This is a genomic window from Bacillus sp. AY2-1, from assembly GCF_008368965.1.
Taxonomy (GTDB): domain Bacteria; phylum Bacillota; class Bacilli; order Bacillales; family Bacillaceae_G; genus Bacillus_A; species Bacillus_A thuringiensis_S.
This window is the reverse complement of the sequence record NZ_QPEL01000108.1, coordinates 1-10,746: the sequence shown is the minus strand read 5'-3', so window position 1 is coordinate 10,746 and position 10,746 is coordinate 1. Positions and strand designations below refer to the sequence as shown.

Here is a 10,746-nt window from a genome sequence, read left to right as displayed (position 1 = left end):
GTCAATAATAAATATTCAGTAAATAATAAATATTCATAAATTGTTTTATAAATTTATAAGCAACCCTTACACTCGCTGGATTTCATAGTTATTTTAATAAAGTTAGTTTAGCTCCTCATTTTTTCCTAATATGAGGTTTTATGATGTTTGAATGCTCTATTGTGCAATCGTAAATAATATTAAACCAATAATTCCATTTTTTCCAAAATAGACCATCATATCTGAATAGAAAAGTTAATAACCAACCACTTTTCTTTAGAGAATCTATGTGATCCGCTGTTAAATCATTAATTATTTTTGTATAACACAATACGCATTCATTTGGTTTTTACTAGTTCTCCCTAGTGTATTCCTCTATTTTAGTAGATTGTTGTTGTTCTCTATGATTCATAGAATACCCGCTTTCAAGTTAGGTAGAAGAAGCTATAATAAGATAATGAATAACTTTACACTTTTACACAAGTATAAAAGTGTAAAAGTAAATCATGAAACTTTAAATAAGATATTTATACTTTAAGTAGTTGCGTTGGAATTTATATATCAATAAAAAAAGTATTAGCGGACATTTTATATATTATTATTATAAACCGTTATATTATAGTAATATTATATAGGTAAATATTTTTGGAAATTATAGAAAGGAGCGATTTTATGAATTGGTTAAATCAATCAAACATGGAAGAAGCAATTAGATTTCATTCAGGGATTTATAAGTTCAAAATACCTTATTTAAAGCATGATTTAGTACCTAATAAGGATAATGAAGTAAAAGTATATTATTGTGATGTAGAAATGCACGTGGGTAGAGAGGATGATCTACAAGAAGGTTTACTTGCGACAGTTGTCATGACTGGTGTAGAAGCAATCACGAATGATATAGAACATATTGCGACTTCTATTTATCATACAATGTTCCAAAATGTTTTTTATACGCATTTAATGAAACAAAATCAATTATTAAATAAAATTAAATGGGTAGAAAAGTATGAACCGGGCATTTTATCGGTATATCCTAGAGGACATTGGGTAGATGTTAAGTTGCAATGGAATGAAAAACAAAAGTCATATAGTAAGCCATCTTGGTACGGTTCACCAGAAGAATCCTGGTACGTAAATAGTATCAAATAAGTAGAGATGGAAAGGATTATTTTAATTTTATAATGCCTCTGATACTATTTTTGTTTGTTATAAGGCATAGAAAGTATCTTTTTATTTCTCTATTAAATTTTACTTGAAATAGAAAATTTAATAGAAGATGAATAGTAGCAAATGGTAAACATAAATAAGTAATTGTATATTGTGAGGGCGAGCGAGTTGCTATCCTTTCTCTTATTCAAGGGAGAAAGGATGTGACTTTACATGGATTTTTTACAGCTTACGCAAATAAGCTAGGCAAAAAATCGGCAGTAATAAACGTAAAAGCCCCCCATCGCTATCAAGCTAAGGTTTTGAAGTACCCCCTAATTGAAAATTTTCTTTCTCTACAGTTAGTCATTTTAAGAAATTAACTCATTTTTTGTTTTTGGGGTGTTTACTTTTCTTAAATTGATGGGCATGAGGCGAGCCCCCTAAATGTGAGAGTACTCTTATAATCCAAAAATAAAAGGTTCTCAAATTAACGTCTTTTTTTAGTGGACAAAATAATTTAAAACTTATTATAAGTATAAACCGATAACAGAGAGGGGTAAGTGGATATTATAATTAAATTTGAAGCGTTTAATCCAACTATAACCGATTTAGCGATCAAACTTGCTATGATACTGTTTATACCGTTATCCTTAGCATTGATTATCAAATTGATACTTATGAAATTTATGAGAGAATCAATTGCTGGCAGACTAGCATATCTATCTTGTTTATTTTTTATGTACTACGTGTTTAAATTTGTTACAGAGTAGAAAGGCACTTTAAGGTGTCTTTTCTTTATGGAGAATCAGTTTTATACAAACAGAAAAAACCTCAAATAATGAGGTTTTTCTATAAGAACTTTACTATCCTTCTCTCCCTTCATAATGACCATACCAACCGCCACCGTAATCAGTTGTTACACTACGTCCTTTATAGTACCAATGAATCCCATCCTCATATTTATAGTTATCAAAGATACCTGATTCACTAAATACTTTTTTGTAATGTTTACCATTTTGAAGTTCGTATCCAAATGATTGACTTGTAATGCTTTTAAAACTTTCCATAGATTCCGTACTTGCTGAAGCTCCCCCAACTCCTCCTGTTAATGCAATACCAGTCGCTAATGCTCCAACTACTAATTTCTTGAACATAATAAATCCCCCTTAAATATTTTTTTATAACTTGCATCTTAAATGTATCATATTTGTATTTTTGTAAATATTTTGAATTTATAGAAATATTTATTTAAATATTGACAATATTCGGAACATATTTTATCAAATGGAAAATAGAGGGATTTATTATAAATATGTAATAATGCATGTTCATTCAGAAAAAAAACGTGATAAAATCTAAGCACCTGTTCTATTTTTTCAGTTATCTTAGAAACCTTACTTCTTATTTACCCAAATGGGAGGCGCTTTATGGCGCCTTTTTTTTATTTTCAAAAGGCCATGCTCATTTAATCCATAAAAACATAAAGTAATTTGAATCCATTAAGATACATGAGTGACTCCTTATTTTTCTCCTACTATTTAAAGGAGGAATTATTATGGGCTTTGGTGGTAGCTGCGGTGGCGGCTGTGGCTTTGCAGGAGGATTTGCTTTATTAGTTGTATTATTTATCTTATTAATAATTGTCGGAGCTTCTTGCTTCTGCTAAAAAAACTATTGGAAAAGGCACCCTTATCCGGGCGCCTTTTCTTTATGTATATTATTTATAATCCGTTTCATCAGTTTTATTATAAACACATTTGGCTTCCCCAAAAAGGCCACCAGTGTCCCATTCTCCACCATAATGAGCACATCCTAAAGGATCGCCATCGTCTCTCGAAGGTGGTTTATTGTCAATATCATTAATCATATTAATAAAAAATATACTTGCAATTCCAAATACCACAATAAAGGGGATGAGAAAAGATTTAGAAAGCTCTTTTAAATCCTCTTTTGCTTGTCTCTTTTCTTCTCCTGTTGAAAAGAGATAAGCAAATAAAGCTAAAATGAATGCAACAAAACCAAAAACCATTTCAATTAATCCACTGATTAAATCTATCATTACTTATGTACCTCCCTACTATATGTCCGTTATTAATTAACCAATAATTGCCTTATACAGTATATCAGCTAAGGTACATTGGGGTATAACAAATTATTTTTATAATTTAATGTATTAATCGAAAAGGCATTAATACAGAATAGTCCAAGTCGGAGAAAGACTCCTAAAACGCCTTAAATTAGTAAAATTCAATATTACTCTTTTTTATTATTTCGTTTTAATTTAATATATTAATATAAAATTAAAAATTTGTTATAATTAGTAAAGAATTATATTAATTAGATGGAGAGGATACAATATTATGGGTTATAAGTTTCGTAGAATTATCCAAGTTTCCCCGGGTGTGAAAATTAACTTTACATACACAGGTACGGGAGGGAACTCCATTCCACTTGAATCAAGAACAACAACTTATATACCTGGAACTGGAATCTCGTATACACCACAAATAGCTGAATCAAACAACTATTATATACAACGAGGATTTAAAGAGCAAAACACTTCCTATCCTACTATGAATGAACAAGATTACAATACGGTAAGAACATTTGAGCCGGTAAGAGAAACCAATACTTACCTTGTTACTGCTTTTCGTAAGAAGGATAATCAAGTAAACTCCGTGGGTAGAAAACTAATGAAACCACTTTCCATAATTGCTGGCGTTTTTGCAGGTCTATTCTTACTTATGATGCTTGTTATGCCTGCTCTATTCCTGGCAGTCATGTCTTTCCTATGCTATAAAAATATAAAAACACCACTTGCAGTTGTATGCCCAGAATGTGATGCTGAGAATCTATTCATTTTTGAAGAAGAGAAAATCGCTTGTCGTAAATGTGAGAGCACTCTTATAATCCAAAAATAAAAGCTTCTCAAATACACTTCCCAAAAATGAATTGTGGTATTGAATTCCAAGATGGCCCTTGAAGCTCATAATTGTTTCCATACCTTCTTGAAGGCTACAGCTCTCTTTTTTTATTTCTATTAGACAATATATGACAATATAAAGATAAATAATTTGTTATTATATTTACGGATTTATTTACATTAGGAGGAATGAACAACTATGTTTAAAAGATTAGCAGGATTACTTATTGGAGCTCTATTATTATTTGGTTTATCCGCTTGTGATAGCGTTAAATCAATGACAAGTAATGTCACGGTTGGTAAGGTAATTGAAGAATTTAAAGCTGCAGGATTAGAAGCTGACAATCCTAGTGACCTACCAGAAAAAGAATTTGGAAATACTAGAAAAGAAGCAAAGCGCATTCTAGTTCCAGCATTAGGTGAAGATAGTGGTGGTAGAATATTTGAGTTTAAAAACAAAGAAGATCTTGAAAAAGCTAAGAAATACTATGACGATTTAGGTAATGGTAATCAAATGCTATTCTCTCATACTTACGCAAAAGGTAACTTCCTTATACAAATGAATGGTGATATGGAAGATGCCCAGTTTAACAAATATAAAGAAGTTATGGACAAAGTAATTAAGTAAGTTAAAGAATCCACTTTCATTTATATGAAAACATGTTAGAATTATCTTTGGATTGGCGTCCAATACATATTATTAAAATTAAAGTGGTTCATGTCGGAGAAAGGCACCTTGGGGTGTCTTTTTTTATGGTAAGATATCAATGTTTTCTTTATCTCGATTAGTGAATAATTTTATATTTTGTAATGACATCCAAAAAGCTTATGAGGAGATTGATGGACGTCAGCAAGGCCGTTTTGCAAAACAAGTTTCATTGTACGTGGAAATGTTACAAAACAACAAGGATATACCATGATTTGATTTCATCATAAAAGAGATCATTTCCAATATCTACAGGTAAAATTTTTCGTAATTTTACCAAATGCAGAAAGAGAGCAAATTGCTCTCTTTTTTTTGTCATTTAGATGTTCTCCCAATTCTAAAGGGACAATTATCCATAATGTTCCCAATTAAATATCAAATTTATGTTAGGAGGAACGAACTTGAATGGATATTTTTATAGACAGAGTCCTATGTTAACCATTATCCCTAAACCTTGGACACATGAAATACCATGGTGGTGGTGGCATACTCATATTCCACCACCAGATCCATATGCTCATCCTTATAGTTTACCGGCACAACATTTTCAATCATATCACCAATATCAACATCAACCATATAGGTGACTGTTTTCTACTAATAGATAAAAAGGAGAGACTGGTACTCTCTTTTTTATTTTTATTCAATAAAATATGACAATATAGTTGTAACTGTTTCTGTTATGATGTTCTAGAAATCTTACATTTTATATTTTGGGGACGGAGTGAAAAAGATGAAATCTAAAGGTATAGCATATTTATTACATATTTTCCTTGGATTCTTAGGTGCAGGAAGATTTTATGTTGGGGATATTGGCATGGGTATCTTGAATCTTCTGACTTGCGGAGGATTAGGGATTCTATGGTTTATTGATTTATTCTTATTAAGTGGACGTGTTGATTACAAGAATGCATTATTTGCTGCTCGTACTGGCGGAACTAACAACGTAAATAATGTTAATACAGTTCAAGTTAATATAAATCCAAATATGTTGAAGGCAATGCAAACTGAACCTGCTGCTACAACACCAGGAAACAAAACTGATGGTGTAGATTTATCTAAGAATTAATTACAAGGGCACTCATTCGAGTGCTCTTATTATTTCTCAAGAAACAGTATACATAAATATGATAAAATTATATTTGCGAGATACATATTATTAAAATTAAGATGGTTCAGGTCGGAGGAAGGCACCTTTGGGTGTCTTTTCTTTTGTACATTAAAAAACTCACCATCCAACAGAAATGGCGAGGTCCTTATATATTATTTAATATCTTGTTTTCTTTAATACTTTTCTTCTTAGTTAAAAATTTATTTGCGTCATCAACAAATAACCAAAAATTATTACAGAAATCACCAGTCCCACAGCAGCACCAAATAATCCTTGTCCTTCATTACTAGCCCAAAATTCTTTTAGATCTGCTTTTGCTTGTTTCCTATTTTCGCCTGTTGAAAATAGATAACGAATGGAATATGTAACAAGTAAAAAGAATGACAAGATTACCTCGATTATCTCTATCATTACTTATGTCCCCTCTCAAATATATATGCACTATTAATTAACCAATAATTTCCTTATACATTATATCAGCTAGGGTACACGGAATTATAACAAATTATTGTTATAATTTAATTTATTAATCGAAACCGCAGTAATACAGGATAGTCCAAGTGTGAGGAAGGCACCTTAAGGTGTCTTTTCTTTATTTTCAAAAGGATCTGCTCAATTCACTCTTAAATACATAAGGTAATGTTAACCCATTAAATCACATGGAATGAACCCTAGTTTTCCCCTCTAATCTAAAGGATGCACTATTGTTATAGGATATGGTGGTAGTTGTGGCGAAGGCTGCGGTTTCGCTGGAGGATTTTCTTTATTATTTGTATTGTTTATTTTATTAATCATTATTGGGTGTAGTTGTTTCTGCTAAAAAACTATCAAAAATCAGAAAAGACACTCTTATATGGGTGTCTTTTCTTTATAAGTAAAAAATTTATATAGGTTACAGATACCTAGACTTGTATCCAATAATTGGATTATAAGCTACTAGGCTGTCCCTCCACTGTTTTTTACTTTGCACCAAACCGAATTTTCTTCCATCTCATTTTAATTTTCCATTGAACTAACTGCTAGTAGCGAGGGTTAAATACTAACTACATACTTATCCTGCCATTTTTAAATATTTATTTTGTTTTTGAAGTATTACCATAAGGCATATTGCTTCTCCAAATATGAAAAGAAGATTAACAACACCAAAAGATAAAAGAGATAGCTTGCCTAAATTTGATACTATAAACAGAGTTATTAGGAAAAGAATATTTTTTGATAAAATTACATAGTTAACAATTTTTCCTTGTTCCTCGGCAAAGAAATTAGCCACAATGGTTCTCTCAATAAAGAATATAAACAGATAGACTACATATATACATGAATATATAAAACCTATTCTATCTAAATTCATAAATTGAATAACTATAGAATTATAAACTACTAGTAAAACAAAATAAATTAAATAAATTGAATTACTAGTTTTAATACCTTTCGACTTTGAATATACAACCCATTCAAAAAAGCTATAAGAAAAAAGTAAGAGCGGTGAAAAGAACCTATCCAGACCAAAATAAACTGAAGCTTGCATAACACTAATTTTAGCAATAAATAAATTAGAAATTACTTGCAAAGTTGATACTGAAAAAAGCTTTTCTGTCGAGTTTATTAAAGCATTCGTCATAAATCTTCTTATGTCCATTTTTCCTGTATCTACAAATCTTTTTTTTACGAAATAGAGAATATAGATTGCTGCCACTAATGAATCTGCAATAACTGTTGCAATGGCACAGCCTGCTAAAGGATTTCCTAAAAGGTTTATCTTAATAAACAAAAAATCTAAGGAAAAATTTAAGATCACTGCCAAAGAACTAAATATTAAAGTTTTTTTAGGAAGCCCTTTTCCTCTTAAGATACCTGTACAGACATATAAAATAGACGTTGGAATGATAGCATAACAAATAATACTAAAATAAGTTTTAATCTCATTATACATAGGATTATCCCATGTAAAAAAAAGAAGATAATGGGAAAAACCTTGTGCTAGTATAGACAAGGAAGAAGATAATATTAATACAAAAACAAGTATGCTCCAAAAATTAATTGGATTCCCTTTTGCCTTTGTTCTATTTGCTTCAATACCAATTCCCACAATCAATGAGCTGATAATAGAGAATGGAATATATGCTATACCAACAATTGACATGTAATTTTTAGAGATTTGAGACAAAAACCAAAAGTCTGTGATACCAATAAGGGAATTTACAACCATCGCTGACCAAGTCGGTATAGTAAACGCTAGAATTTTTTTCATTGTAGTGAGTATTCTTTGTTATTTTCTATAACAATTGGACAATAATTGTCATCTCCGAACAGATCGCCTGTTATTCCATAAGCTCTACATCTGCATCCTCCACAAAACTCTTTAAATTCACAAGTACCACAAGTTCCATTTAGCTTTTGCTTAGATCGGACATCATTTAATATTTGATGATTATGCCAAAGTTTATTTAAATAATTGTCATCTTCAGTATCAAAAACATTTCCCAGCACTATATCTTCACAAGAAGTACAACCAAGAATATCCCCATTTGCTCGAATATGTAAAGTTGCTCTACCAAAAGCACAACTACCTGATTCACCATTCATAATATCATCTCTATAAGTATCCATATCATATAAGAAAAGTGTTACTTCGGCAGCCCAAACTTTAAAGTTGTCATCAATTAGACACTTATTATTTAATATTTGTTTTGCTATATAATCCAATTGCTCAGGGTTTAATGTAGCAGCTCCTCGACCATTTGGTTTTACTGTTGCTACTGATATATCCTTAGCACCAATATCCTTAGCAAATTTTATTGTTCCATCAACATCGAAATAATTAACCTCACTTATAGTTGCATTAATTCCAAAAGATATCTCTTTTTCTCTTAAATAATCTATGAAAGAAAGTGTTCTTTCAAGCGCTTTCGGTCCCCGAATATTATTATGTACATCAGCGTTATAACTATCTATAGAGATGATAAAATGTTTAAAAAATTGAGTTTTTGCACAGAAGTCTATTACTTCTCTATTTTTTATAGTAGCATTTGTAGTTATAGAAAATTTAAATCCATACTTAACAGTCATTTCTAATATCTTTAATAAATCTTTTTGAAGGAAAGGTTCTCCTCCAGTGAAAGCAATATGAGGTTTTTGAGGAAAATTGTTTAACATATTGAGTAATTTTTCGAAATTTTCAAGCGAAACCTTGTTCGTTAAATTATTTAAAGCATTTCTTACACAAAAATCACAAGTAAGGTTGCAGCCCTCAAGAATTTCTAAAGCAACTATATTTAAATTTCTATTCATAATTTTTCTCCTATAGTATATTTTAGAGCTTCATAATAATCCTAATTTTTCGGATTATTATGAAGCTCTATGTATAGCTGTATCCTAGCGGTATTCATGTTCATTTGATCTCATTTTGTCCACCACCTCTTTGTGTTTTCAAAATAATTATAAAAGACAAAATATTCAAATGTCAACATAAAATTTACCATATTAATTAACAGGCTTAATTAATATGGTAAATTAAGCCTGTTAATTTTTATAAATTAAAAGTTTTTTCAACAACCAAAATATAAATAAATAACAAAACTAATTATCTTCTGTAATATTTCTTAAAAGTAAAACTCTAAATAAAATATTTGAAACCTTTTATAAGTATTTCTATATAAAATTTCACATACTATATTATTTGTATAAAACCAAATCCTGCAATAATGCATATTCTAACCATCCGTCCCCTTATCCTCTAATCAAATAAGTAGTAAATCCCTTATTTATTCCTCTATCTTAGTGAGTCATTCCCACAGGTCTTAAACAATCTCAAGTTTTTCATCTATTGTTCGTAATTAATCTTGACTGAGGACCTTGAGGTTTTTTTATCATGTGGGAACGATTAAGGAATACGGCTGGAAGGCAGATTTATCCCCTACTTTGAACAATCACAAAAAAGTAATCAATCAAAATAGATGGATAAGCGTCTTGTTTTCGCCATGCGGTCACTTATAAGGTATCCGTATGTATAGACCCTGTTCACTCAGCGATTTTCACCGCATACATCCTTTTTCTATGGCTTGTCCTTGTAATATCGTCCCTACACGACAAACTGAATGTACTCCCTAGCACCGTAATGCTAACGATAACCACCCGAACCTTTTAGAGAATCGTCCCTGGGTAAGTTCTCACCCTCCCTCACCAAAAGAACAGGATTCCAATGAGGGGCGCTGTTTTTGTAGGCGTATACTCTGTACCCCCTGCACGACCAACAGCCAGCCACGCCGTAACACGTTCCCGCTAAATGTATGGCAGCACGGAATTACGGCTTATCAGTTTTTATTTACGTGGTATCAGGCAATTCCACGCGAACAAAAAACAAAAAGGCATCTCCAATTCCTAAATGACCTGTAGATCCACAAGACTTCTAGGTTTAGAGATGCCCGCTATATATCTTTTGACTACAAAAAATACAATTCTAGCATTTACTAGTTGAATTTTAGTCAAACAATAGATAAAATGGGTATATCAAAGAAGCCTCGTGAAAAGGCATAGTTGTTTAAGGATAGTGTTGGTGCACTACTTAAACGTTAACACTGTGGGTTAATACAGTTCATTCTAGTAAGTGTTGGTAGCAATTACTAGAACTGAGTCATTCCCGCTAAAGGTTGGTAGCCGTTAGCATATGGGAGTGGCTTTTTGTTTTGTGTTCATATTCAATTGTTTTTAATTTTGTTCTATTGATCCTCTTGATCTTCATTTATGTAAAATATCAAATTATGTTTTGTTTTGTAGAATGTTGCTTGTTGTTTATTACGTTACAACAAGCTTTTTTCTTTGTAAATACCTCTATAAGCCTGTGACATTCCCCTCTATCTAAAATTCTAATTTCATTTT

The 10,746-nt window shown here is 31.1% G+C and carries 14 protein-coding genes and 1 pseudogene; 9 read left to right on the top strand and 6 right to left on the bottom strand.

Features of this window, described 5'->3' with window-relative positions; all coding sequences use genetic code 11:
- Nucleotides 1-651: 651 nt before the first annotated feature.
- Both DN403_RS23120 and DN403_RS31875 read left to right on the top strand, forming a co-directional pair.
- Nucleotides 652-1,128 (top strand): hypothetical protein, encoded by a 477-nt coding sequence (locus DN403_RS23120; RefSeq protein ID WP_149185777.1) that lies wholly within the window; start codon nucleotides 652-654, stop codon nucleotides 1,126-1,128.
- 560 nt (nucleotides 1,129-1,688) lie between these two features.
- Nucleotides 1,689-1,898, top strand: coding sequence for a hypothetical protein (locus DN403_RS31875; protein ID WP_149185776.1), 210 nt, complete (start codon nucleotides 1,689-1,691; stop codon nucleotides 1,896-1,898).
- A gap of 93 nt (nucleotides 1,899-1,991) precedes the next feature.
- Here DN403_RS31875 and DN403_RS23110 read toward each other — a convergent pair whose 3' ends face one another.
- Nucleotides 1,992-2,282 carry an LCI fold-containing protein gene (locus tag DN403_RS23110; protein WP_149185775.1) on the bottom strand — a complete coding sequence of 97 codons (291 nt, stop codon included), beginning with the start codon at nucleotides 2,280-2,282 and terminating at the stop codon, nucleotides 1,992-1,994.
- 401 nt (nucleotides 2,283-2,683) lie between these two features.
- On the opposite strand from DN403_RS23110, the gene DN403_RS23105 reads away from it, so the two are divergent.
- A complete protein-coding gene (locus DN403_RS23105) occupies nucleotides 2,684-2,794 on the top strand; it encodes a YjcZ family sporulation protein (protein ID WP_000505681.1) in 111 nt (36 codons plus the stop codon).
- 51 nt (nucleotides 2,795-2,845) lie between these two features.
- Here the strand turns inward: DN403_RS23105 and DN403_RS23100 are convergent, their stop codons facing one another.
- The gene (locus DN403_RS23100; protein ID WP_149185774.1) at nucleotides 2,846-3,187 is read right to left on the bottom strand and encodes a hypothetical protein; all 342 of its coding nucleotides are present in this window, start codon (nucleotides 3,185-3,187) and stop codon (nucleotides 2,846-2,848) included.
- A gap of 301 nt (nucleotides 3,188-3,488) precedes the next feature.
- Between DN403_RS23100 and DN403_RS23095 the strand changes: the two genes are divergently transcribed.
- The 3 genes and pseudogenes from DN403_RS23095 to DN403_RS31870 form a co-directional block, all read left to right on the top strand.
- Nucleotides 3,489-4,049: a DUF4236 domain-containing protein gene (locus tag DN403_RS23095; protein WP_149185773.1), complete on the top strand. Its 561-nt coding sequence runs from the start codon at nucleotides 3,489-3,491 to the stop codon at nucleotides 4,047-4,049.
- Between the two features lie 201 nt (nucleotides 4,050-4,250).
- Nucleotides 4,251-4,679, top strand: coding sequence for a stress protein (locus tag DN403_RS23090; RefSeq protein ID WP_149185772.1), 429 nt, complete (start codon nucleotides 4,251-4,253; stop codon nucleotides 4,677-4,679).
- A 181-nt stretch (nucleotides 4,680-4,860) separates the two neighbouring features.
- Nucleotides 4,861-4,971 (top strand): annotated as a pseudogene (locus DN403_RS31870) (XRE family transcriptional regulator); the annotation flags it as partial.
- Here the strand turns inward: DN403_RS31870 and DN403_RS31865 are convergent.
- Nucleotides 4,945-5,076, bottom strand: a complete 132-nt coding sequence (locus tag DN403_RS31865; protein ID WP_255452057.1) for a hypothetical protein — start codon at nucleotides 5,074-5,076, stop codon at nucleotides 4,945-4,947. The pseudogene DN403_RS31870 and the gene DN403_RS31865 sit on opposite strands and share 27 nt — an antisense overlap.
- Before the next feature lie 82 nt (nucleotides 5,077-5,158).
- Between DN403_RS31865 and DN403_RS23080 the strand changes: the two genes are divergently transcribed.
- Both DN403_RS23080 and DN403_RS23075 read left to right on the top strand, forming a co-directional pair.
- A complete protein-coding gene (locus DN403_RS23080; protein WP_149185771.1) occupies nucleotides 5,159-5,344 on the top strand; it encodes a hypothetical protein in 186 nt (61 codons plus the stop codon).
- Nucleotides 5,345-5,490: 146 nt separating this feature from the next.
- Complete coding sequence (locus tag DN403_RS23075) at nucleotides 5,491-5,826, top strand: TM2 domain-containing protein (protein ID WP_149185770.1); 336 nt, start codon at nucleotides 5,491-5,493, stop codon at nucleotides 5,824-5,826.
- Nucleotides 5,827-6,060: 234 nt separating this feature from the next.
- On the opposite strand, the gene DN403_RS23070 is transcribed toward DN403_RS23075, so the two are convergent.
- Nucleotides 6,061-6,270 carry a hypothetical protein gene (locus DN403_RS23070; protein WP_098908912.1) on the bottom strand — a complete coding sequence of 70 codons (210 nt, stop codon included), beginning with the start codon at nucleotides 6,268-6,270 and terminating at the stop codon, nucleotides 6,061-6,063.
- 307 nt (nucleotides 6,271-6,577) lie between these two features.
- Between DN403_RS23070 and DN403_RS23065 the strand changes: the two genes are divergently transcribed.
- Nucleotides 6,578-6,688, top strand: coding sequence for a YjcZ family sporulation protein (locus DN403_RS23065; protein ID WP_149185778.1), 111 nt, complete (start codon nucleotides 6,578-6,580; stop codon nucleotides 6,686-6,688).
- A 231-nt stretch (nucleotides 6,689-6,919) separates the two neighbouring features.
- Here the strand turns inward: DN403_RS23065 and DN403_RS23060 are convergent, their stop codons facing one another.
- Both DN403_RS23060 and DN403_RS23055 read right to left on the bottom strand, forming a co-directional pair.
- The gene (locus DN403_RS23060; protein WP_149185769.1) at nucleotides 6,920-8,119 is read right to left on the bottom strand and encodes an MATE family efflux transporter; all 1,200 of its coding nucleotides are present in this window, start codon (nucleotides 8,117-8,119) and stop codon (nucleotides 6,920-6,922) included.
- On the bottom strand, nucleotides 8,116-9,159 hold the full coding sequence (locus DN403_RS23055) for a radical SAM/SPASM domain-containing protein (RefSeq protein ID WP_144514573.1): 1,044 nt from the start codon (nucleotides 9,157-9,159) through the stop codon (nucleotides 8,116-8,118). The genes DN403_RS23060 and DN403_RS23055 overlap by 4 nt, the downstream gene beginning before the upstream one ends.
- Nucleotides 9,160-10,746: the final 1,587 nt, after the last annotated feature.

Bases quoted from the DNA above. Each gene is read 5' to 3' on its own strand.
- DN403_RS23120 (WP_149185777.1), top strand. From the start codon at position 652: ATGAATTGGTTAAATCAATCAAACATGGAAGAAGCAATTAGATTTCAT.
- DN403_RS23110 (WP_149185775.1), bottom strand. From the start codon at position 2,282: ATGTTCAAGAAATTAGTAGTTGGAGCATTAGCGACTGGTATTGCATTA.
- DN403_RS23105 (WP_000505681.1), top strand. From the start codon at position 2,684: ATGGGCTTTGGTGGTAGCTGCGGTGGCGGCTGTGGCTTTGCAGGAGGA.
- DN403_RS23100 (WP_149185774.1), bottom strand. From the start codon at position 3,187: ATGATAGATTTAATCAGTGGATTAATTGAAATGGTTTTTGGTTTTGTT.
- DN403_RS23095 (WP_149185773.1), top strand. From the start codon at position 3,489: ATGGGTTATAAGTTTCGTAGAATTATCCAAGTTTCCCCGGGTGTGAAA.
- DN403_RS23090 (WP_149185772.1), top strand. From the start codon at position 4,251: ATGTTTAAAAGATTAGCAGGATTACTTATTGGAGCTCTATTATTATTT.
- DN403_RS31865 (WP_255452057.1), bottom strand. From the start codon at position 5,076: ATGACAAAAAAAAGAGAGCAATTTGCTCTCTTTCTGCATTTGGTAAAA.
- DN403_RS23075 (WP_149185770.1), top strand. From the start codon at position 5,491: ATGAAATCTAAAGGTATAGCATATTTATTACATATTTTCCTTGGATTC.
- DN403_RS23060 (WP_149185769.1), bottom strand. From the start codon at position 8,119: ATGAAAAAAATTCTAGCGTTTACTATACCGACTTGGTCAGCGATGGTT.
- DN403_RS23055 (WP_144514573.1), bottom strand. From the start codon at position 9,159: ATGAATAGAAATTTAAATATAGTTGCTTTAGAAATTCTTGAGGGCTGC.